Origin of the sequence: Streptomyces changchenzhani (assembly GCF_039766235.1) — a bacterium.
GTDB lineage: Bacteria > Actinomycetota > Actinomycetes > Streptomycetales > Streptomycetaceae > Streptomyces.
The window spans coordinates 135749-157768 of sequence record NZ_JBDHNH010000009.1 but is presented as its reverse complement, the minus strand read 5'-3'; the positions used below and the strand labels follow the sequence as shown (position 1 = coordinate 157768).

Below are 22020 nucleotides of genomic sequence, written 5' to 3'. Positions count from 1 at the left end.
AGCCATCGACCCCTTAGATGCTTTCCTCTGGGTATTGATGGCGCCGCGCAGCGCCGGGACGGCAACGAAGCCGCTTTCCGGATCCGCGGCGCCTTTGCCATGCCTACGGGGACACCCGGGGGAACAAGGGGGGCGGCGGACCGTCGTGAAGAGGATGTTCGTGGCTCCGGATCCGGGGCGTCTGCGACTGCGCGTCTCCACCCGCGCTGTCATCGGGGTGGGTCTCTCGGTGGCCGCCGCCGAGCTGGTCGGCCTCTCCCTGACCGCCTCCATCACGGCGGGCCTCGCCGCGCTCCTGGCACTCTTCACCGTCCAGGACCCCACGATCCGCCGCCAGGCCGTCACCACCGTGCTGCTGCCCTCCGTCGGTCTTCCCGTACTGGCCCTGGCGACGGCCCTGCACGGCCTGCCGCACGTGCGTGACCTGGCATTCCTTGCCGTGGTCTTCTGCGGTGCCTACGCCAGGCGCTGGGGGCCGCGCGGGCACGCGCTCGGCATCTTCGCGTTCATGCAGTTCTTCGCCACCCAGTTCCTGCACGCCGAACCCGGGCAGCTCCCCGAGCTGTACGCCGCGGTCGCGCTGGCCGTCGCGGTCAGTGCGACGGTGCGCTTCGGCCTGTGGCCCATCGAGCGGCGCACCCCGCCCCCCGCCGTGCCCGCCCCGCTGACCGGACGCGGGATCACCCGCCCCACCACCCGCCAGGCGTTCCAGGTGACGGCCGCCTGCGCGTTCGCCCTCGCGATGGGGCAGCTGCTCTCCCACGAGCGCTGGTACTGGGCCGTCGGCACCGCCTGGTGGATCTTCGTCAACACCACCGCGCGCGGTGAGACCCTGGTGCGGGGCTTTCGCCGGGTCGTCGGCACGGTTGTGGGTGTCGGCGCCGGACTGCTCGTCGCGATCCCGCTCGCCGGTGCGCCCACGCCGACCGCCGCCCTGGTCGCCGTCTGCGTCTTCGGGATCTTCTACACCGCGGCCCCGTCGTACAGCTGGATGATGTTCTTCGTGACGGTCATGGCCGGTCTCCTGTACGGGCTCCTCGGCGTCCTGCACCCCGGGCTGCTTCTGCTGCGCTTCGAGGAGACCGCCGTCGGCGCCCTCGGCGCCGCCCTCGCCGTCGGCCTGGTCCTGCCCGTCACCACCCACGCGACCACCGATGCCTGGATCCAGCGCGCCCTGCACAGCGTCCGCGCCTGCACGGCCCATGCCGCGCGGCGGCTGGCCGGGGACGACGCCGCCGACCCGGCCCCCCACGCGGCCGAACTGGAACAGCTGCTCGCCCGGGTACGGATGACCCTCGCCCCGCTGGTGCACCCCCTCAGCCCCCTGCGCGCCCGCAAGGCCCGTGCCCGGCAGGTCATCACGCTGCTCGACGACTGCGCCCGCCTGGTGCGCTCTCTCGCGTCCGTGGCCGCCCACCCCGACGCCTCCCACGACGCACGCCTGGCCGCCGCCTGCGCGCGGGTGGAGGCCGCCGTGGAGGCGCTGGTGTCACCGGCCGGGGCGGTGCCCACCGGGCAGTGGCCCGTGTCCGTACAGGCGCCCGCCCAGCACCCCGGGGCCGAGGCGGCGCTGCGCCATCTCCACGAGCTGGAAAGGGCGCTCGGCGAGCTCGCAGCGCCCCTGCGCGCGCCCTCGCGCGGGCCGCTCGTAAGCGCCTGAGCTGGGGCCTGGACAGCGGGTCATTGAATGATGCACATGTATCCGGCACTCACAGGGTGGATCAGTGCGCCCAGGGGGTAACCCGGCGGAATCACAGGGGTGACCGGCGCGGGCCGCGCGGGAGCGGTCCGTATCCCCTTAGGTCCGGGGGTTTCGCACCATGTGGAAATACCGCCGTCGAGTCGTGGGCCAGAAGTCGTGGCTAGCCCGTTCCACCCCGCCGACCGAGCAGCACGAACGGCCGGCCGTGGTGCCGGCTGCACACGCGGGGTGCCCGGCAGGCCACCCGCAGGGCCCGGACCACGTGCCCCGCGCCCCGGACACGCTGAACCGGCAGGCCGAGGAATTCATCCTGCTCCACCACAGCGAGGAGCACACCGACGCCGACACGGGCTACACGGAGCGCCGGCTGACCGACATACGGGCCGAGATCAGCGCCACCGGCACCTACCGGCACAGCGCTGCGGAACTCGCCTTCGGGGCCCGTGTCGCCTGGCGCAACAGCAACCGCTGCATCGGCCGTCTCTACTGGCGGTCCCTGCGCGTCCGCGACTGCAGGGAGCTCAGCGATGCCGAGGACATCGCCCGGGAGTCCGCGGCCCATCTGCGGGAGGCCGGCAACGGCGGAAGGATCCGCCCGCTGATCACCGTGTTCGCCCCGGATACCCCGCACCGCCGCGCCCCACGCATCTGGAGCGAACAGCTCGTGCGGTACGCGGGCTACGCCACGGCCGGCGGTCGCGTCGTCGGCGACCCGCGCAACACCGGTATCACCGCGCTCGCGCTGCGGCTGGGCTGGCCGGGCGGCCCCGGCACCCCCTTCGACGTACTGCCGCTGATCGTCCAGGACGGTGACGGCACGCTGCGCTGGTTCGTGCTGCCGGACGACGCGGTGCTCGAAGTCGAGCTGCGCCACCCCGAGGGCGGCTGGGGCGCGGAGTGGGGACTGCGCTGGAACGCGGTGCCGGCCATCTCCTGCATGTGCCTGGAGATCGGCGGCGTCTGCTACCCCTCGGCGCCCTTCAACGGCTGGTACATGGGAACCGAGATAGGCGCCCGCAACCTGGCCGACACCGACCGCTACGACCTGCTGCCGCGCGTCGCCGAACGGCTCGGGCTCGACACGTCGAGCGACCGTTCGCTGTGGAAGGACCGCGCGCTCGTCGAGCTCAACCGCGCCGTGCTGCACTCGTTCGATCGCGCGGGCATCACCATGTCCGACCACCACACCGAGTCGTCGCGCTTCCTCACCCATGTCGACCGGGAGGAGGCGAAGGGCCGCGAAGTGGGGGCGGACTGGTCGTGGATCGTGCCGCCCATCTCCGGTTCGGCCACACCGGTCTTCCACCGGACGTACGACGCCACCGAACGGCGGCCCGCCTATGTGCAGCACCCGGAGGCGCTGGCGCACACCCGCGGAGAACATTTGGTCTAGACCGCACCCCGCCCCTGCTAGCGTCTGCCCCGCAGCACGATCAACTGGCGGAAAGGGGCTCCACGGTGAGCAGCAACAACGCGGCCGGGCGCGCATTCATAGGGTCGTTCACCTCGGCAGGGGGGCACGGAATCATCGCCGCGGCCGTGGACGGGGAGACGGGCGCGCTGACCCGGCTCGGAGCGACGGACGCGCTCCAGGACCCGTCGTTCCTGGCGATCGCGCCCGGCTCCACGGTCCTGTACGCCGTCAGCGAGACCGAGGACGGGGCGGCAGCGGCATTCGACGTGACCGGCGACGTGCCCCGGCCGCTCGGCGACGCGGTGCCGGTGGGCGGCGCGTCACCCACCCACCTCGCCCTGACCGCCGGACACCTGGTGACCGCGAACTACAGCTCGGGAAGCGTCACCGTGCTCCCCGTGCGCGCGGACGGCGCACTGGAGGCCGCCACCTGCGTCCTGCACCACCGAGGCAGCGGCCCACGCGCCGACCGCCAAGAGGGACCGCACGCGCACCAGGTGCTGCCCGATCCCGGTGGGCGGTGGCTGCTCAGCGTCGACCTCGGGACCGACTCCGTACGGGTCGGCGAGCTCACCGCCACCACGGGCACCCTGCGCGTGCACACTGAGACCCCGCTGCGGCCGGGCACCGGCCCGCGCCATATGGCTTTCCATCCGGACGGCGCGCACGCGTACGTCCTCAACGAGCTGCAGCCCACCCTCACCGTCTGCCGGTGGGACGCCGAGTCCGGCATTCTCGTACCCCTCGACGAGACCCCCGTGGTGGCGGCGGGTACCGACAGCGAGGTCCACCCCTCCGAGGTGGTCGCCGCGCACGACGGGCGGTACCTGTGGGCGGCCAACCGCGGTCACGACAGCATCGCCGTCCTCGCACTCGACGCGACCGGCGCCAAGGCGGAGCTGGTCACGACGGTGCCGTGCGGCGGCCACTGGCCCCGCGACCTGACGCTGGACCCGACGGGACGCCGGCTGTACGTCTCCAACGAGCGCTCCGGAGACGTCACCTGGTTCGACATCGACCAGGAGACGGGCATTCCGCACCGCAAGGGCTCCATCGAGGCGCCCGCGGCCTCCTGCGTCGTCTTCGGCTGACGCGCCGCGCAGTCGCAGAAGCCCTATGGGCAACGTGAAGGGCCCGCACCGAGCGCTTGAGTTCCAGTGATCGGTGCGGGCCCTTCAACGGCTCCCGGCGCTCAGCGGACTGGCGCCCCCTGCGTCTGCTGCTGGGGGGCGATGCCCAGCGCCGTCGAGTAGTGCGACAGTACGAGCTTGCCGATCGCGGGGTACGCGCCCAGCGGCTCGGCCGTCGCGCAGTCGGCCTCCTTGACGGCGGCGTCGAGCAGGCTGTCCGGCACCTCGGGACCGATCGCGTACGGAGCGAGCGCCAGGTTGGCCGAACCCGAACCGCGCAGCTCCTCGGCGGCGGCGGCGATCGAACCCTCCTGGTCGAGCGCGGCGGCCAGCACCGGCACGGCGAGCCGCGCGGCCAGCAGCATGCCCGTGATGCCGGCGGCCTGCACAGCCTCATCGCCACCCACTGTGGCCAGGATGATGCCGTCGGCCGCCGTGGTGACCGTGAACAGCCTGGCGCGGTCGGCGCGCGCCAGGCCGGCCTCGGAGAGGCGTACGTGCAGGGCCTCGGCGAGCAGCGGGTGCGGGCCGAGGACATCGGTCAGCTCGGCCGCGGCGCGGCTGTCCCCGACGGCCTGACGTATCCGGCGCATCAGGGCGTTCTCCGGGCCGGCCAGCAGCGGCACCACGACGGCGACGATGCCCTGCGGCTCCGTGGCTTCGCGGCCCGCGGCGAGTGCCTGCTCGTAGCGGGCGGTTCGCTCGGTGGCGGCGTGCGCGAGGATGCTCCCGAGCGAGGGGTATTCGGCGTCGTCGCCGTCGAGGTAGCCGATTCTGGCGTCGAGGCCGGGCAGCTCGGAGCGGGCGATGCTGATGATTTCTTCCGCCAGGCTGCGCGGAGCGCTGCCCGGGGCGCCGGGGACGGCGAGAACAAGCGCGGGCGCGCCCTCGGGCGCCACCGCGGGTTCCGGGCGGCGGTGCCGTCCGGACTGGCGGGGTCGCGGCATTCGTACAGGCAGGCCGGATGCTGGCCCAGTGGGGGAGCTCATGGCGCCGCATGCTACTGGCTTTGGGTACCCGGCCGTTCGGGTAGGGCCCAATCAAGCGGTGTCTGTCCCCATATATCCCGTGAGTCGCTTTGAGTTCAACTGCCCTGCTCTGTCGGTACGTGCAGCAGGCGTGCGTCGAGCGGCAGGCGCAGCCCCCCGGTGGCCAGCGCCGTCGCGATGAGCACCGCCCCGTCGAGCGGATCACCTGCGGCGATGACCGTACGGGCCTGCGGCAATCGCGCGCCGAGCTCGCCGCGCAGGGGTACGAGGAGAGGGTCGCCCATCTTGAACAACCCCCCGGCAAGGCCGACTTCGCACCCCCCGGACGGCGGGCACACGGCGACCGCGGCGTCGGCGATGTGCCGGGCGGCCTCCCGCAGGATCCCGGTGGCGACCGGATCGGCCGGCTCGGCGGCGGCGCAGCGGGCCACTTCCGGCGCGAAGGAGGCGAGCACCGCGGGCCGGTCGGTGCGCGGGTAGAGCAGCGCGGGCAACTCGGGAGCGGGACCGAAGACCGCTTCCACCCGGGCCAGCAGCGCCGGGGAACCGCCGCGCCTGCCGTCGTGGGCGCGCATCGCCGCGTCGAGCCCGGCCCGCCCGATCCAGGCACCCCCGCCGCAGTCGCCCAGCAGGTGCCCCCAGCCGTCCGCCCGGCGCCAGCCGGTCAGATCGGTACCCAGCGCGATCATCCCGGTACCGGCGGCGACCACAGCTCCGGGCCGCTGGCCGAGCGCTCCGGCGTACGCCGTGACGGCGTCCGCGGCCAGCGCGAGACGTCGTACACCGAGCGACCGCGCCAGCGCCCCGGGCAGCTCGGCGCGCAGGTCGGTGCCGAGCGTCGCCATCCCGGCGGCGCCGATCGCGACGGCCGACACGGCGTCGGCCCCGGCCTGATCCAGCAGGGTCCGCGCCATGGGCAGCAGTTGGTCCAGCAGATGCGCGGCGTCGATTCCGGCGGGTCCGGTGCGTACGGGCACCCGGGACGTGGCGCTCCGCGCGAGCCCGGCGCCGATGGTGTCCCCGCGGCTGCCGACGTCGGCGAGGGCCACGCGCAGCCCCGAGCCGCCGGAGTCCACCCCCAGCACCCAGGGGCCCGTACCGCCGGGGAGCGCCGCCACGGCAGTCGCCGGTTCACCGGCTGCGGGCACCTGCGGACGGGGACGGTTCATTGGTGCGACCTCATGGACCGACTCCTGGGGCGAAGAGCAGTGACGACGGCACCTTATCCGCAGGCCCGCATGCCCGAGTCCGTACACGGCGACGACCGGGTTCGGGGTGCGCTCGCTACGCCGGTAGAGTGATGCGGCGTGGCAGCACTCTCGTTGGATGAACTTGTCGAGCCCGGCTGGGCGGACGCGCTGCGTCCCGTGGCCGGGCGCATCGCCGCGATGGGCGAATTCCTGCGCGCCGAGATCGCGGCAGGCCGCACCTACCTGCCCGCCGGTGCCCATGTCCTGCGCGCGTTCCAGCAACCGTTCGACGAGGTGCGTGTCCTGATCGTGGGTCAGGATCCGTACCCGACTCCGGGGATGGCCATGGGGCTCAGCTTCGCGGTCGCGCCCGACGTGCGTCGTCTGCCGGGGAGCCTGGAGAACATCTTCCGGGAGCTGCACACGGACCTGGCGCTGCCCCGCCCTTCCAACGGCGATCTGACACCGTGGTCGCGCCAGGGAGTGCTGTTGCTCAACAGGGCGCTGACCACGGCCCCTCGCGACCCGGGGGCCCATCGGGGCAAGGGCTGGGAGGAAGTGACCGAGCAGGCCATCAGGGCGCTGGTCGCGCGCGGCAGGCCGCTGGTGTCCGTGCTGTGGGGACGCGACGCCCGTAACCTGCGGCCGTTCCTCGACGGCCTGCCGGCGATCGAGTCCGCGCACCCCTCGCCCATGTCGGCGGACCGCGGATTCTTCGGCTCACGTCCGTTCAGCCGGGCCAATGAACTGCTGGTCGGCCAGGGCGCGCAGCCAGTGGACTGGCGACTGCCGTAGGGCAGCAGCACGGTTCATACTCACGCCGGTCCTGGGCCGGGCCCCTGTCCGGCCCGGCCCGCGCCAGGCCGGCCACGCCCCGTCCCGGTCAGCCGATGGCCGCCGCCCGCACGCTCAGGACGTCTGGCAGGTGCGAGGCGAGGAGCTGCCAGCTGTCCCCGTCGTCCGCGCTCGCGAACAGCTCACCGTTGCGATTGCCGAAATACACGCCCGCCGGGTCGGCGTCGTCCGTACAGAGGGCGTCGCGCAGCACCGTCCCGTAGTGCGCTTCGGCGGGCAGCCCGGCCGACAGGGGCTCCCAGTTCTTGCCCGCGTCGCTCGTCCGGTAGACCCGGCACTTGTTCTCCGCGGGGACCCGGTCGGAGTCGGCGGTGATGGGGAAGAGGTACACCGTGTCCGCGCGGTGCGGGTGTGTCGCGGCGGCGAAGCCGAAGGTGGACGGGAGCCCTACCCCGATGTCGTGCCACTGCGCCCCCGCGTCGTCGCTGCGGAAGACGCCCCAGTGATTCTGGAGATACAGCCGGTCCGGATCCACCGAATCCTGCGCGATCTTGTGAACGCACTGGCCGAACTCCGGGTCGGGGTCCGGCAGGAAGACCGCCGAGACGCCCTTGTTCGACGGCGCCCAGCTCGCGCCGCCGTCCGTCGAGCGGAACACTCCGGCGGTCGACACCGCGACCGTCACTGCTTGGGCGTCGCGCGGATCGGTGATGATCGTGTGCAGCCCCTCACCGCCACCGCCCGGCACCCACTGCGAGCGTGTCGGGTGCTCCCACAGCGACCGTACGAGCTCGAAGGACTCCCCGCCGTCGGTGGAGCGGAACAGCGCGGCCGGCTCCGTGCCCGCGTACACCACATCGGGCGCCGCGGGCCCGGCCGGATGCAGCTGCCATACCCGCTCCAGCGAAGCCCCGGTGAATGGCGGGAACTTCACCGCCGGCTCCTTCGGCTCGACCCAGGTCGCGCCGAGGTCGTCGGAGTGGAAGACGGACGGACCCCAGTGCAGACTGTCCCCGCCGACCAGCAGCCTGGGCACCGCCCGGCGGGTGTCGATGGCCGTTGAGTACACCGCCTGGGCGTTGAAATGCGGCCCGTCGAACTCCCACTTCCCGCCGCGCCTGCGGCCGATGAAGAGTCCTTTGCGGGTACCTACAGTGAGCAGTACGTCGGTCATTGCCGACACCTCCACGACGACGTTGTCTCAGATACGGGCCAGTGTGCACCCGCCCACTGACAGTGGCCCCTGGAGCAGGTGTCGTCCCAGGTCAGGGCGGTCTGTCGCAGTCCGGGGTGACCGGTCGGCGACGAGGTGACCGGTCGGGGACCAGGGCGCCTGATCAGGGTCAGGTTCAGGTTCAGGGTCAGGGTCAGGATCAGGACCAGGACCAGGACCAGGTAGGTAGGACGCTCGCTCGGTCGAGGTCAGGACGTCCCGCGGTCGGGCGTCCCGGCCACCGCGCAGGCGCCGAGCCGCTCCAGCTCCGCCAGGAACGCCGCGGCGGGCACCCCCTCGGCCGAGGGGGCCTCGGCCCCGACGCCCCCGGTCTTCGATTCCGTCGACGCCGAACGGCGCTACCGCAAGAAGTAACTCGCTGCCGGATCGGGGCTGTTCGGTAAGTTCGGCTTCTCCGAGGGCGACGCCGGGCACCTCACCTTCGACTGATCCCGCCCGCCCCAACTCCCCTGAAGGAGTACGCACATGAGCTACCTGGCCGGGCGTGGCATCGCGGACATCACGGGGGAGGCGGCGGGCTGCGGGATGCTCGGATACGGCAAGGCCGAGCAGCAGTCGACGGGCATCCATACCCGGCTGCACGCGCGGGCGTTCGCGTTCGCCGACGACCACCCGGCTCTCCCCACCACTGATGTGCGGCGGATCCTGCTGGTCGTCTGCGAGCTGCCGCTGATGTCCGCGGGCGTCGTCAGGGACGTCCTGCGGCGGCTGCCCGACGGCTACACCGAGTCCAATGTGATGATCACCGCGACCCATACCCACTGCGGCCCCGGCGGCTACTTCCACCACGAGCTCTACAACAGCAACACCGGCGGCTTCCGCGAGCAGACGTACGGCGCGATCGTCGACGGTATCGTCGAGGCAGCCCGCGCAGCCCATGCGGATCTCGCCCCGTCGGCGCTGCGGCTGGCCCACGGCGAACTGTTGGGCGCCAGCGCCAACCGTTCCCGGCGCGCCTTCGACCGCAACCCCGCCGCCGACCGGGCGCACTTCCCGCACGCGGTGGACCCGCAGACCACCGTGCTGCGCATTGAACGCGACGGAGTGCTTGCCGGCGCGGTCAACTGGTTCGCCACCCACAACACCAGCATGACCAACACCAACACGCTCATCAGCGCCGACAACAAGGGCTACGCCGCCTCCCGTTGGGAGCAGGACGCCGAAGGCGCGGGCCTCGTGACCGCGTTCGCGCAGACCAACGCCGGTGACATGTCCCCGAATCTCCGCCTGAGGCCGGGCAGCGGCCCCACCGACGACGAGTTCGAGAACACCCGCATCATCGGCAGCCGCCAGTACGAGGCGGCCCTCGCCCTGGACGGCGACGAGCTGACCGGCCGCCTGGATTCGCGGCTCACCCACGTCGACCTGTCCAAGGTGACCGTACGGCCCGAGTTCACCGGAGACGGCCGTACGCACCGCACCTCGGGCCCGGTCGCTGGCGCGTCCGCCTTCGCCGGTGCCTGGGCGGACGGACCGGGCTTCAAGGGTTTCCGGCCCGGCCGCAATCTGCTCTGGGACACCCTTTCGCAGCAGGTGATCTACCCCCTGGCACCCCGACTCCGCGACGCGCAGTCACCCAAGGGGCTGTGCCTGCCCGCCGGCCCCATAAACCGGCTGCGGCCCATGGTCCAGGAGCGGATCCCGGTCCAGCTCCTGGGCATCGGACCGCTGTACCTCATCGGCCTGCCCGCCGAGGTCACCATCGTGGCGGGGCTTCGGTTGCGCCGTACCGTCGCGGACATCGTCGGTGCGGATCCGGCGCATGTACTCGTCGCCGGGTACAGCAACGCGTACGCGCACTACGTCACCACACCTGAGGAGTACGACGCCCAGGAGTACGAGGGCGGCAGCACCCTCTTCGGCCGCTGGGAACTGCCCGCCCTGTGCCAGAGCGCGGCCGCTCTCGCGGAAGCGATGCGTGACGGCGTACCGGCAGGGCACGGCACGCCGGAGCGGCTGCGGCCACCGCGCAAGCGCCACCGGCGGCGCGGGAGCGATACGCCCCATCCCGGCCGGGACTTCGGCGACGTGCTGTCCTTCGGGCGCGACGGCAGCCTGGTCACCGCCAGGTTCGTCGGCGCGCACCCCGGCAACGATCTGCGCCGGGGCGGCACCTATCTGGCGGTGGAACGGCTCTGTGCGGGCGGTGACGACGGCGGCGAGGGCGACTGGATCAGGACCGCCGACGACGGCGACTGGTCCACGGCCTTCCGCTGGGCCGCGGCAGGAGGTTTGGCCTCCACCGTGACGGTGACCTGGGACGTCCCGCCGGACACCGCGCCCGGCAGCTACCGGCTGCGTTACTTCGGCGATACGGCGTCGGGTTCCTTCACCGGCGCGACCGCTCCTTTCGAGGTACCGGGACGGTAGACGGAACCGGGAGGCGCGGAAGCGGCGTTGTACCTGGGGAAGCGAAAGCGAACTGAGGGGAGTGCGCCAGTGACCATCGGGTCGGTACGGATCGACGGCGACAGCCTGCTGCTGCCGGGCGGGGTGCGCGTGCGGTTCGTACGTACGCTGCGGCTGCCCGAGAAGGGGACGCACCAGCTGCCGCCGGGCCTGGGCTCCTTTCCGCTGCGCAGGATCGAGGACTACCCGGACACGGCGCCGGCACAGTGGTTGGAGCGGGGCGGGGTGATGCTCCCGGTGTATCTGCGGGAGGCGATGTGGCTGAGCTTCTCCGGGACCGTGGAGCCGGCCGCCCTCCAGGTGGGCGTGGGCAAGGTGTGCGCGGTGTCCGGGAAGCCGTGGAGCAGCCGGCTCTCGCGCGCCCCGCAGAACTATCTGGCGCTGCCGCGCCAGCCATGGCTCGACGGCATCAACTCGGGCAAGGGCACGGTGCGGCAGTTCGTGGCGGTGCCGCTGGGCATGGGCGCGACGGTGGAGGGCCAGGTCACCGGCGAGGAGACGTGGGGCGGGGTGCAGCTGCAGTCCTTCGCCCTGGCGGACGGGCCCCTGGCGGCGTGGCGCGAGGAGCAGCGGTTGCTGGCGGAGCGCAGGGCGGCGTATCCGCCACCGTCGGCGCCCGGTGTCGCGTTCGGGGCGCCGCCCGCGCCCGGCGGCGGGTACGGCGCACCGATGGCGGCCGCCGCCCAGGCCGCACCCGCACCCGGCCGCGCGCCCCAGGCACCGGCGGCGATGGGGCTCGGCGTCGGTGGCTCCATGCGCCAGGAGGTCTACCAGGACGACCGGCCCGCGGCCGACTGGGCCGAGGATCCGTCGGGGCGGGTCTTCGTCCACCTGGTGACGCCCCCCGAGTGGCGGCGGATCACCGGCGAGGAGCCCCCGCCGTCCCCGGTGGACCGGGCCGCTTACACCAGGGCGGGACTGCCCTGGTTCGACTACTACGACGCCGACGGCGAGGACCTCGCGCCCACGGACACCCTGGGCGGCGTCAAGCCCGCCGGGGAGTGGCTGGGTGAGGACCACACGCCGTGGCAGGAGCCGTCGCCGCAGCAGGTCAAGCCGCTGAAGGACGCGCCGGGGAAACCGGTGGCCGACGGGGACTGGTGAGGTCGGGCACCGGTGACGGTACGGTCACTGTGGGCGCGCACGCCCGACAGAGCCGTCGGTTCGCCGACGAACGAGGAGCCGTCGGTTCGTCGGCGTACGAGGAGACAGCGATGCCCGAGATCCGTATGCACACCGTGGACGATTCGGCGGGCCGGGTGGAGGTGGCCGCGGGGCCGGCCGGGAAGGCCGGTGCCGGGCAGGTCCACATCGGTGCGCGGGGCAGCGCGTACGTCGGTCTGATCGCCACCCCCGAGCAGGCCCGGGAGCTGGCGGCCGCTCTCCTGCGCGCGGCCGACGAGGTGGACAGCGCCCTGCGGACGGAGCCCGTGACTGTCAGGGCGGGGGAGTTGCGCCGGGGAGACGTGCGCAGCGGCGACCGTACGATCACGGTCGAGCGCGTCAAGATCGACGGGAACACCGCCCAGATCACCTGGACGTCGGGCCCCGGCCGCCAGTGGACCCAGGGCTATGCCACGGACACGGACATCAGCCTCCGGCGGCGGGCGTGACCCCGGGCCCCTGCTCTCGTCCGAGGACGGGAGCAGGGGCCCGGGGTGTGAGGATCAGACCGACCGGTGGTACTGCTCGGGGACGTGGACGTCGCCGCCGAGTTCGCGGGCGGCGTGCCGCGCGAAGGACGGGTTGCGGAGCAGCTCGCGGCCCAGCAGGACGGCGTCCGCCTCACCATTGGCGATGATCTTCTCGGCCTGCGCCGCGTCGGTGATCATCCCTACCGCGGCGACCGGCAGTTCGGTCTCGGCCTTGACACGGGCGGCGAACGGGACCTGGTAGCCGGGGCCGGTCGGGATGCGCACACCGGAGGCGTTGCCGCCGGAGGAGACGTCGAGGAGGTCGACGCCGTGCTCCTTGAGGAGGGTGGCGAGGCGGACGGTGTCGTCCGGGGCCCAGCCGTTCTCCTCCAGCCAGTCGGTGGCGGAGATTCGGAAGAACAGCGGCTTGTCCTCGGGCCACACCGCCCTTACGGCGTCCACGACTTGGAGCGCGAAGCGGACGCGGTTCTCGAAGGAGCCACCGTAGGCATCGGTGCGGTGGTTGGAGTGCGGGGAGAGGAACTCACCGATCAAGTAGCCGTGCGCGCCGTGCAGTTCGACGACCTCGAAGCCGGCGGCCAGGGCGCGCCGGGCCGCTGCTGTGAACTGCCCTACGATTTGCTGGATCTGCTCGGTCGTCAGCTCGTCCGGTACGGGATCACCCTCCGCGAAAGGGACCGGGCTCGGCGCCGAGGGCTGCCAGCCACCCGCGTCCACACCGACCGGCCCGCCGTCCACCCAGGGGCGGCCGGTCGAGGCCTTGCGTCCCGCGTGGGCGATCTGGATGCCCGGGACCGTGCCCTGGGTCTTGAGGAAGCGGGTGATCCGGGCGAGGGCCTCGACCTGAGTGTCGTTCCAGATGCCGAGGTCGTACGCGCTGATCCGGCCCTCGGGGCTCACGCTCGTAGCCTCGACGAGTATCAGGCCGGTGCCGCCGGCCGCGCGGGCCGCGTAATGGGCGAAGTGCCAGTCGTGGGCGACGCCCGCCTCCGGCCCGGTCGGCTGCGCCGAGTACTGGCACATGGGTGCCATCCAGACTCTGTTCGGGACGGTCAGTGATCGCAGAGTGTAGGGCTCGAACAGGCTGCTCACGGCGGACTCCATTCACGACGGTGTCGAATATTCGTCGTACGATACACATCATAGTACGGCGAATGTCAAACTACGAGGTGCCTCGTACAATGGAATCTCTAGGGAATCTCGAAGATGAAGACCAAGAGGCAAGACAGAGCCGCAAGCCGAAGGTTCAGGACGAAAGACGAAAGTGGAGTCGCCGTGACCACCGCCCCGACCAGTCGTGAACTCGCGCACCCCGCGCGCGACGAGATCCGCCTCGAAGGGGTGCTGCACGCGCTCTCCGACCCCATCAGGATGCGCATCGTCCGCGAGATGGCGGTGGTCGACACCGAGTTGCCCTGTTCGTACTTCAGCCTGCCCGTCACCAAGTCCACGACCACCCACCACTTCCGGGTGCTGCGCGAGAGCGGTGTGATCCAGCAGGTCTACCGAGGCACGGCCAAGCTCAACTGCCTGCGCCGCGACGACCTGAACACACTCTTTCCGGGGCTGCTCGGCAGCGTCCTGGCGGGCGCCGACGGGCAGGCGGACCGGTTGGGGAGCGGGGACCGGTTGGAGCAGGCCGGTAGCTGATCCGCCGAGCCAGAGGGTGCCGATCCGGCGGCTCGGGCGCCCGGGTCAGCCCGTCCCGTCCGCCGCCGCCAGCAGCCCCGCCCAGTCGTGGAGCTTCACCGAGCCCCGGCCCAGCGAAACCCCCAGCGCCGCCTCCGCCGCCACGATCGCCTGCCACTGTGGCCACTCCACCGGCCTGAGCCCCGATGCGCGCAGTACGTCGACGGGGTCGTCCGGGAGCGGGCGCCCGGCCAGTGCGGGTGCGTCCGCGAGCAGCGAGGCCACCGTCTCCTTGGAGCACGGCCGGTTGGTGCCGATCACGCCGGTCGGGCCCCGCTTGATCCAGCCCGCCACGTACTCCCCGGGGGACGGGACGCCGTCCCGCAGCACGCGCCCGGCGGCGTGCGGCACCGTGCCCCGCGCCGGGTCGAACGGGAGCCCGGCGAGCGGCGTTCCCCGGTAGCCGACCGACCTCAGGACCAGCTGGGCCGCGATGTCCTCGTACGTTCCGGTGCCGCGTACGCCGCCGGCGCCGTCCGGCACGGTGCGCTCGAACCGGACCCCCGCGGCCCGCCCGCCTTCCTCAAGCACCTCGACGGGCCGCAGGAAGAACCGCAGGTGGATGCGGCGCGCCCGGTCCTCGGCGTCGCCCTCCGCCCAGCCCCGCAGCACCTCGACGTTGCGCCGGTTCACGGCGGGCAGGGCCGCGGGCCGCGCGTAGTCGGGATCCAGGGCCAGCTCGTCGGGGTGGACCACCATCCGGGCGTCGGGCAGCGTGCCCAGCTCCCGCAGCTCCTTGGTGGTGAACTTCGCCTGCGAGGGGCCGCGTCGCCCCACCATGTGCACGTCCCGCACCAGGCTGTCCGCCAGGACGCCGAGCGCGGGCTGCGGCACATCGGTGCGACGCAGCTCCTGGGCGTCGCGGGCGAGGATCCGGGCCACGTCCACCGCCACGTTGCCCACCCCGATGACAACGGCCGAACGGGCACTCAGCGCGAAGGCGTTGGGGGCCGTGTCCGGGTGCGCGCTGTACCAGGAGACGAAGTCGGTCGCGGAGCAGCTGCCAGGCAGGTCCTCACCCGGGACGCCGAGTCTGCGGTCCGTCGCGGCCCCGACGCAGTACACCACCGCGTGGTACAGCTCCAGGAGTCGCACGGACGCGAGCGCGGGTGATCCCACTTCGATGTTGCCCACGAAGGTGATCCGGTCGTGTTCGAGGACCGTCCGCAGATTGTTCTGAAGCGACTTGATCTTCTCGTGGTCCGGCGCGACGCCGTACCGCACGAGGCCGTACGGGCAGGGGAGCCGGTCCAGTACGTGCACCCGCACGTCGGGCACCGTCTCCTGCTGCACCAGGGCCTGCGCGGCATAGACCCCGCTCGGGCCTGAACCGATGACTGCGACGCGAAGCACGGCGGGGGCTCCTTCCCGCAGGATGACTCAAGCATCGCACCGAAGTGCCGTATTGCGGGAGATGGGACGACGGGGTGCCTTTGCGGCGCGGGGAATGAACGGCGGATCGCCATCGAGCGAGTGGCACAGGCCCGTGCCCCGTGCCCCCGTGCCCACGCGCCGCGTGTGCCCGCGCCCCCGCGCGCATGGCTCACTTCATGTCGCGCATCCTGCCGACCTCGACGGTCTGCTGGGCGACCACGTCGCTCGCCATCTCCTCGATCAGAACGTTGTTCCCCTGCGCGAGGACATCGGTGGCCATGGAGACGGCGCCCTCGTGGTGGGTGATCATCAGCTTGAGGAAGAGCCGGTCGAAGGCCTCGCCCTTCGCCCCGCGCAGCTGCCCGAGCTGCTTCTCCGAGGCCATCCCTGCCATCGCTCCGTGCTCGTGCCCGCCCTTGCGCTTCGCCTCGTCGTGATTGTCGAGCCAGCCCTGCATCGCGCCGATCTCCGGCCGTTGGGAGCCCGCGATCCGCTCGGCCAGCCGCTTCACCTGCGTCGAATGTGCCTGCTTCGGCGCGAGTTCGGCCATCACCAGCGCCTGTTGGTGGTGCTTGATCATCATGTGTGTGTAACTGAAGTCCGCCGAGTTCGGCGAGTCGTCGGGGCTCTCCTTCGCGGCTTCGTCCGCCGACAGGGTCCTCGCGGGTTCGCCAGGTCTGCCCGGCGCCACCACCGAGGGGCCCGCGGCTGCCTTCGGCTGCGAAGCGCCCCGGTCGTCCTTGCCGCCCGCGTCACACGCACCCAGGCCGAACGCAAGAAGTGCGACCGATGTCGCCGTGAGGGCGAGCGGTCGAAAACGTGCGGACCTGCGACGGAACGACATGGTGACTCCTTGGGACACAACGGGCAGTTGGTGACCGACTTCTATTACGTCTTCGTTGCCATCTGTTGAGATGTGCATGCAAAGGAAGATACTGCCGAGGTCCGCGAACCGTTCAACCATGGACGGACACAAGGGAGGACGCAGTGACCTCGTTGCACAACACCAGCGTGCGGCGCAGACGTCTGGGCGTGGCAGTAGCCGCGGCCGGCCTCTTCGCCACCCTGCTGACGGCAGGCACCGCAGCCGCGACCCCCGACCCGGGAGACGCGCCTGCGAAGAAGAAGGGCGTGACCACCTCGCAGCAGGCCGAAGCCAGGGCTGCCATCGAGAGCGGCGAGATACCCGGTGTGGACGAGATCGTCCACAGCGAGAACATCGAGCACCTCGCGAACATCCCCAAGGACGCGCTCAAGGGCACCAACTCGGACCTGGCCTTCCAGGGCAAGTACGCCTTCTCCGGGAATTACGACGGCTTCCGGATCTTCGACATCAGCAACCCGAAGGTCCCCAGGACCGTCTCGCAGGTTCTGTGTCCCGGTTCGCAGAACGACATTTCCGTCTCCGGAGACCTGCTCTTCCTCTCCACCGACTCCTCGCGCAGCGACGACTCCTGTACCAGCACCACGCAGCCCGCGACGGAGAAGTCCTCCTGGGAGGGCATGAAGATCTTCGACATCAGCGACAAGCGCAACCCCAGGTATGTCGCCGCCGTCGAGACCGCATGCGGTTCGCACACGCACACCCTCGTGCCGGAGCGCCGGAACGTCTACGTCTACGTCTCCTCGTACTCCCCGAGCGAGACCTTCCCGGACTGCAAGCCGCCGCACGACGGCATCTCCATCATCAAGGTGCCGCGCAAGGCCCCGCAGGAGTCCGCGGTCGTGGACTTCCCGGTGCTCTTCCCGGACGGCGGCAACCCGGGCTCGCCCACCAACCCGGGTGTCTCCAAGACGACCGGCTGCCACGACATCACCGTGCTGCCCTCCAAGGACCTGGCCGCCGGCGCCTGCATGGGTGACGGCATCATCTTCGACATCGAGGACCCGGAGAAGCCCAGGGTCATCGACCGTGTCCAGGACAACGTCAACTTCGCGTTCTGGCACTCGGCGAGCTTCAACCAGAAGGCCGACAAGGTCGTCTTCACCGATGAGCTCGGCGGCGGTGGCGCGGCCACCTGCAACGTCGCCACCGGTCCGAACCGCGGTGCCGACGGCATCTACGACATCACCGGCAAGGGCGACGAGCGCAAGCTGGTCTTCAAGAGCTACTACAAGATCGACCGCCACCAGGCGGACACCGAGAACTGTGTCGCCCACAACGGCTCGCTGATCCCGGTCAAGGGCAAGGACGTCATGGTCCAGGCCTGGTACCAGGGCGGCATCTCCGTCTGGGACTTCACTAACTCCTCCGAGCCCAAGGAGATCGCCTACTTCGAGCGTGGTCCCCTCAGCGCGGACACCATGGTGACCGGCGGTTCGTGGTCGGCGTACTACTACAACGGCTACATCTACTCCAACGACATCGCGAAGGGCTTCGACGTACTGAAGCTCAGCGACAAGCGCACGGACGGCGCGAAGAGGGTAAGGCTGGACGAGCTCAACGTGCAGACCCAGCCCGACTACCGCCGCTGATCGGACACAGAGGTACGCGTGCCGTCGGGCGGTTCCCCGCCCGGCGGCACGCCGCGTTCCCAGTCCAGCCCGTACCGCTGGAACAGCTCGGCCCGCAGCAGGGTCGGCGGCATCGGGGCGCCGGGCAGCAGTACGGCGAACACCGCCCCCATCAGCAGGGCGCGCAGCAGCGGATAGTCGACGTCCACATCGGGCGAGCCATAGTGCACCACCGTGTCGCGGAGCAACTGCGCGAGCCGCTGCTGCTCCGGACATTGCACGAACCCCTCGGCCTGCAAAATGCCCGCCATGTGTGTGCGCATCAGGCGGGGCCGTTCGCGCGCCAGGCCCAGGATGGCGTCGATGGCGCGGGCAAGCAGCTCGTCGCCGTCCTCGGTGCGGGGCTCACGCTCCAGCGCGGCCTGCAGCGTCATGTGCATCAGCCGGTGGACGGCCGACTGCAGCAGCTGCCGTTTCCCGGGGAAGTAGTACGACACCAGACCCCGGGCCGCGCCGGCCCGGTCGGCGATGTCTCCGAGCTTCGTCGCCTCGTACCCGTTCTCCCCTACGAGCTCCACGGTCGCCTGCAGCAGCCGCTCCCTTGAACGTCGTCGCAACTCTTCATTGACCGATGCGCTGCGCGGGGACATGCTGTACTCCTGCGTTGACTGGCTCTGAGCCAATATACTCAGTTGTCTCACGACAGTCCCCTTCCGGGGTCCGTATCGTGGGCTTGCCATCCGTATTCGGCGGCGCGGGGGACTGCCGGATGCGGGTGGCGTTTTCTGTCGGGGGAGCCGGGGGGCTCAGCCCTGCCAGGCGAAGACGTGTGAGCGGCCGACGGCCGTGAAGCCGCGGCGCGCGTACCAGCGCTGCGGCCAGCCCTCCGGGTCGGAGACCAGGAAGAGCAGGGCCGAGTCCCCGGCGTGGTGCACGGCGGTCGACAGGATCGCGTTTGCGTAGCCGCGCCCGGAGTGGTGGTCGGCGGTGATCAGGCCTTCCAGCTGGGCGATGCCCTGATCCGGTTCCAGATAGACGTCGGCCCAGGCGCTGATGGTGCCGTTCTCGTCGCGTACGGCGAAGAAGTCGACCCGCTCGGCGCCGCCGAGCCGGGCCGCGCGGGAATCGGCGAGCTGGCTGATGACGCCGTCGTCGGCGTCGGGCAGCCAGCTGCGGAACTGCCGGACGGTGGCAGGCCGCAGTTCGCTGAGGGACACCGTGCGCACCCGTGGGTCGGGGGCGGCGGCCTTGCCGGAGCGCACCATGACGAGCTCGGTCGCGTGGGTGTACCCGGCGGCGGTGAGGGCCGGTGCGACGGCGGCCCCGACGGCGTCGTCAAGGACGGTGATCCGGCGGTGGGCCAGGTGACCGAGCACGGAGTCCGCGAGGGCGGGGAGCCGGGCGGGCGGCGCCGTGTCGTCGATGATGATCTGGTTGTGTTCGGGGGAGTGCGCGTACTCCGGGGTCAGCACCGCCACGCCACCGGGCACCTCGGTGGTCTCGGCGGCCTGGCGTCTGGCGAAGGACGCACGGAAGGCCGCGATGCGTTCAAGATCCGTGGCTGGCATGCGGTCACTGTATCGACGGGCCGCCCGGACTCGGCGGCTGCACGGATCCCGCGCGAGGCGAATCAGCCGACCAGGTCGAGTACCGGGCGCAGCCCCGCGGGCCGCTCATCGACGGGCACATGGTCAACGAACCGCACCGCGCAGCCCAGTTCGGCCGCGCCGCCGTCCGCGTGCCGGTCGTCGCCGACCATCAGGACCTCCCGCGGATCGTGCCCGAGCGCGTCGCAAGCCGTGGCGAAGAGGCGCGGGTCCGGCTTCTGGATGCCGTACTCAAACGACATGACGTACGCGTCCACCAGCGCGTCAAGACCGTGCGCGCGGAACACCGGCCGCAGGTCCCAGCCGATGTTGCTGACCACCGCCACCGCGATGCCGCGGCGGCGCAGCTCACCGAGCACCTCGGCGGTGTCGGGGTACGGCTGCCAGGCGGCCGGCGACTTGTGGCGGTCGTAGAGGGCGTCGTACAGGCGGGCGTCCGGGAGCTCCACCTGGCGGGCGAGGCCCGTGTACGCGGCGCGGTGGCGCTCCGCGCTCTCGTCACGGGTGGCCCACAGTTCCGCGAGATGCGGCGGCACCCGCCGGGGAGAGGCCCCGCCCGGCAGCGCGCCCGCTTCCTCCAGCCGGTGCGCGTACCGGGTGAACGCGTCGGGCGGTAGGTCGAGACCTGTCTCGTCGATGACGGCCCGCAGCCACGCCGAGGTCGGTTCGATCCTCAGCAGGGTGCCGGAGAAGTCGAAGAGCACGGCCTTGATCGTCATGTGGGTGATCCTTCCCGGGAGGCGACGCGGCGACCGTACGCCACGACGGAGAGCGCCACGAGCGCCACCCCCAGCAGCCATCCGCCCAGCACATCGGTCGGCCAGTGCACGCCGAGATACATCCGGGTCAGGCCCACGCCGACGACCGAAACCGCACCCACCACGAGGACGGCGGTACGCAGCCTGGGGTCCGCGCCGCGCAGGGCCAGCAGCCACACCAGCAGTCCGAAGGTGACCGTGGCCGTCATCGCGTGGCCGGACGGCCAGGCCGCGTAGTGCGCGGAGTCGACCGGGTCGGGCCACTGGGGCCGCTCGCGGCCCACCGCGGCCTTGAGGCCCTGCTGGAGCGCCACCGCGGCGGCGCTGGTCGCGACGGCCCAGAGGGCCAGTAGCCGCTCTCCCTGCCACAGGAGCCAGCCGACGGCGACGGCCATCAATGCGCGCATCATCCACGGGTCCCACGCCCAGTCGGAGAGAATCCGGCTGGTCTTCGTGATCCCGGGGTGGTCGACCGCGGGGCCGTGCAGGCTGTCGGCGACCGTGCGGTCGAACGACACCAGAGGCCCCCACTCGACCGCGACGAGCAGCAGGAGCAGGCCCGACAGGGCGGCGAAGGCGATCCCGGTGCGTACGGGGGCCGGTGATGCCAGGTGCGGGGAGTGCATGGGGAGATCCTCGCCCACGACCGGCGGTGGAAACTATCCGAGGGCGCGCAGCCCCGGCACGAAAGCCACCAGGAGTGGCACCACCGGGACGAACGAGGCGGCGGCCGTCAGCCGCAGTCTGCGGCCCGCGGTGAGGCGCGGGGCCGCCGAGAGCAGCCGGTGCACGCGCTGCGGAAGTTCCGCGTCGGGCGTCGCGCAGGGGCCGAACACACCGCGGTCCTCGTTGAGTTCGACCAGGGCCAGCGCGATCGTGAGGCGGCCGAACCGCCGTGAGGCGACATCGTCGGCGGCCAGTTCCACCAGTCGGTGCATCTCGTCGCGGAACGCCGCGAACACCGGGATCTGCGGGAAGCCGATGGCCAACGCGGACGCGCAGTGCAGCAACCAGTCGTGCCTGGCCCGCGCGTGTCCCTGCTCGTGCGCCAGCACCGCGTCGAGCTGGCGGCCCTTCAGGCGCTGCAACGCCGCCGTGGTGATGGCCAGTTGGGGCGCCGCGCCGGGCAGCCACCAGACGTCAGGACGCTCGCCCTCCAGCACGACGAGCCGGTCGCTGCCGGGCTCCTCGCCGGGCATCAGCGGGGAGCGTACGAGCAGTTCCGCACGCCGCTGCCTGCGGCCCACGTGCGCCCGGCGGATCTCCCGGACCAGCATCGCCGCGGTCCAGGCACCTCCGCACGCCAGCAGCACCGCGATGACGGCCGACCAAGGGCCGTACGCGGCAAGGGCGTACGCCTCCATCACGCCGTGCGGCGCGGAGGCGAACACCTGGCCCCGTACGGCCTGCCAGGCGGCGGCCGCACTGAACGTCATCGACAGGGCGAAACACAGCAGCACGGCGGCCACCACGCACTGCCACACCCACAGCGCCACCACGGGCTCGCGATCCCGCCAGTCGGCGCGCGACATGAGCCGCGGGGCCGCGACGGCAGCAATGACGCCGAGCAGCAGTAGCGCGAGGGAGACCGTCATGGGGTCAGCCTATGAGGCGGTGCTA

20 protein-coding genes are annotated in these 22020 nt (G+C 71.7%); 9 read left to right on the top strand and 11 right to left on the bottom strand.

Going from position 1 to position 22020, the window contains the following annotated elements; all coding sequences use genetic code 11:
• The first annotated feature begins 154 nt into the window (after nucleotides 1-154).
• The 3 genes from ABCR94_RS27040 to ABCR94_RS27030 all read left to right on the top strand — a co-directional run bounded on the left by ABCR94_RS27040 (nucleotide 155) and on the right by ABCR94_RS27030 (nucleotide 4207).
• Nucleotides 155-1660 (top strand): FUSC family protein, encoded by a 1506-nt coding sequence (locus ABCR94_RS27040; RefSeq protein ID WP_347123103.1) that lies wholly within the window; start codon nucleotides 155-157, stop codon nucleotides 1658-1660.
• A gap of 304 nt (nucleotides 1661-1964) precedes the next feature.
• The gene (locus tag ABCR94_RS27035; RefSeq protein ID WP_347122642.1) at nucleotides 1965-3095 is read left to right on the top strand and encodes a nitric oxide synthase oxygenase; all 1131 of its coding nucleotides are present in this window, start codon (nucleotides 1965-1967) and stop codon (nucleotides 3093-3095) included.
• Nucleotides 3096-3160: 65 nt separating this feature from the next.
• On the top strand, nucleotides 3161-4207 hold the full coding sequence (locus ABCR94_RS27030; RefSeq protein WP_347122641.1) for a lactonase family protein: 1047 nt from the start codon (nucleotides 3161-3163) through the stop codon (nucleotides 4205-4207).
• Nucleotides 4208-4308: 101 nt separating this feature from the next.
• Here ABCR94_RS27030 and ABCR94_RS27025 read toward each other — a convergent pair whose 3' ends face one another.
• Complete coding sequence (locus tag ABCR94_RS27025; RefSeq protein WP_347122640.1) at nucleotides 4309-5235, bottom strand: sirohydrochlorin chelatase; 927 nt, start codon at nucleotides 5233-5235, stop codon at nucleotides 4309-4311.
• A gap of 95 nt (nucleotides 5236-5330) precedes the next feature.
• Nucleotides 5331-6404, bottom strand: coding sequence for an N-acetylglucosamine kinase (locus ABCR94_RS27020; RefSeq protein WP_347122639.1), 1074 nt, complete (start codon nucleotides 6402-6404; stop codon nucleotides 5331-5333).
• A gap of 153 nt (nucleotides 6405-6557) precedes the next feature.
• Between ABCR94_RS27020 and ABCR94_RS27015 the strand changes: the two genes are divergently transcribed.
• Complete coding sequence (locus ABCR94_RS27015) at nucleotides 6558-7220, top strand: uracil-DNA glycosylase (RefSeq protein ID WP_521978008.1); 663 nt, start codon at nucleotides 6558-6560, stop codon at nucleotides 7218-7220.
• A gap of 88 nt (nucleotides 7221-7308) precedes the next feature.
• Here ABCR94_RS27015 and ABCR94_RS27010 read toward each other — a convergent pair whose 3' ends face one another.
• On the bottom strand, nucleotides 7309-8394 hold the full coding sequence (locus ABCR94_RS27010) for a WD40/YVTN/BNR-like repeat-containing protein (RefSeq protein WP_347122637.1): 1086 nt from the start codon (nucleotides 8392-8394) through the stop codon (nucleotides 7309-7311).
• Between the two features lie 525 nt (nucleotides 8395-8919).
• On the opposite strand from ABCR94_RS27010, the gene ABCR94_RS27005 reads away from it, so the two are divergent.
• The 3 genes from ABCR94_RS27005 to ABCR94_RS26995 all read left to right on the top strand — a co-directional run bounded on the left by ABCR94_RS27005 (nucleotide 8920) and on the right by ABCR94_RS26995 (nucleotide 12476).
• Nucleotides 8920-10824, top strand: coding sequence for a neutral/alkaline non-lysosomal ceramidase N-terminal domain-containing protein (locus tag ABCR94_RS27005; protein ID WP_347122636.1), 1905 nt, complete (start codon nucleotides 8920-8922; stop codon nucleotides 10822-10824).
• 69 nt (nucleotides 10825-10893) lie between these two features.
• Nucleotides 10894-11967: a hypothetical protein gene (locus ABCR94_RS27000; protein WP_347122635.1), complete on the top strand. Its 1074-nt coding sequence runs from the start codon at nucleotides 10894-10896 to the stop codon at nucleotides 11965-11967.
• A gap of 110 nt (nucleotides 11968-12077) precedes the next feature.
• Nucleotides 12078-12476: a hypothetical protein gene (locus ABCR94_RS26995; RefSeq protein ID WP_347122634.1), complete on the top strand. Its 399-nt coding sequence runs from the start codon at nucleotides 12078-12080 to the stop codon at nucleotides 12474-12476.
• A gap of 54 nt (nucleotides 12477-12530) precedes the next feature.
• Here ABCR94_RS26995 and ABCR94_RS26990 read toward each other — a convergent pair whose 3' ends face one another.
• Nucleotides 12531-13610, bottom strand: a complete 1080-nt coding sequence (locus ABCR94_RS26990) for an NADH:flavin oxidoreductase/NADH oxidase (protein ID WP_347122633.1) — start codon at nucleotides 13608-13610, stop codon at nucleotides 12531-12533.
• A gap of 183 nt (nucleotides 13611-13793) precedes the next feature.
• On the opposite strand from ABCR94_RS26990, the gene ABCR94_RS26985 reads away from it, so the two are divergent.
• On the top strand, nucleotides 13794-14168 hold the full coding sequence (locus ABCR94_RS26985; RefSeq protein WP_347122632.1) for an ArsR/SmtB family transcription factor: 375 nt from the start codon (nucleotides 13794-13796) through the stop codon (nucleotides 14166-14168).
• A 45-nt stretch (nucleotides 14169-14213) separates the two neighbouring features.
• Here the strand turns inward: ABCR94_RS26985 and ABCR94_RS26980 are convergent, their stop codons facing one another.
• Nucleotides 14214-15560 carry an FAD-dependent oxidoreductase gene (locus ABCR94_RS26980; protein WP_347122631.1) on the bottom strand — a complete coding sequence of 449 codons (1347 nt, stop codon included), beginning with the start codon at nucleotides 15558-15560 and terminating at the stop codon, nucleotides 14214-14216.
• Nucleotides 15561-15750: 190 nt separating this feature from the next.
• Nucleotides 15751-16425 (bottom strand): DUF305 domain-containing protein, encoded by a 675-nt coding sequence (locus ABCR94_RS26975; RefSeq protein WP_347122630.1) that lies wholly within the window; start codon nucleotides 16423-16425, stop codon nucleotides 15751-15753.
• 143 nt (nucleotides 16426-16568) lie between these two features.
• Between ABCR94_RS26975 and ABCR94_RS26970 the strand changes: the two genes are divergently transcribed.
• Nucleotides 16569-18056, top strand: a complete 1488-nt coding sequence (locus ABCR94_RS26970; RefSeq protein WP_347122629.1) for an LVIVD repeat-containing protein — start codon at nucleotides 16569-16571, stop codon at nucleotides 18054-18056.
• Here ABCR94_RS26970 and ABCR94_RS26965 read toward each other — a convergent pair.
• From ABCR94_RS26965 to ABCR94_RS26945, 5 genes are all read right to left on the bottom strand, one after another.
• A complete protein-coding gene (locus tag ABCR94_RS26965; protein WP_347122628.1) occupies nucleotides 18044-18685 on the bottom strand; it encodes a TetR/AcrR family transcriptional regulator in 642 nt (213 codons plus the stop codon). The genes ABCR94_RS26970 and ABCR94_RS26965 overlap by 13 nt on opposite strands.
• Before the next feature lie 156 nt (nucleotides 18686-18841).
• Nucleotides 18842-19603, bottom strand: a complete 762-nt coding sequence (locus ABCR94_RS26960) for a GNAT family N-acetyltransferase (protein WP_347122627.1) — start codon at nucleotides 19601-19603, stop codon at nucleotides 18842-18844.
• A 62-nt stretch (nucleotides 19604-19665) separates the two neighbouring features.
• The gene (locus tag ABCR94_RS26955; protein WP_347122626.1) at nucleotides 19666-20361 is read right to left on the bottom strand and encodes an HAD family hydrolase; all 696 of its coding nucleotides are present in this window, start codon (nucleotides 20359-20361) and stop codon (nucleotides 19666-19668) included.
• Nucleotides 20358-21026 (bottom strand): phosphatase PAP2 family protein, encoded by a 669-nt coding sequence (locus ABCR94_RS26950; RefSeq protein ID WP_347122625.1) that lies wholly within the window; start codon nucleotides 21024-21026, stop codon nucleotides 20358-20360. The genes ABCR94_RS26955 and ABCR94_RS26950 overlap by 4 nt, the downstream gene beginning before the upstream one ends.
• Nucleotides 21027-21059: 33 nt before the next feature.
• Complete coding sequence (locus ABCR94_RS26945) at nucleotides 21060-21995, bottom strand: M56 family metallopeptidase (RefSeq protein ID WP_347122624.1); 936 nt, start codon at nucleotides 21993-21995, stop codon at nucleotides 21060-21062.
• Nucleotides 21996-22020: the final 25 nt, after the last annotated feature.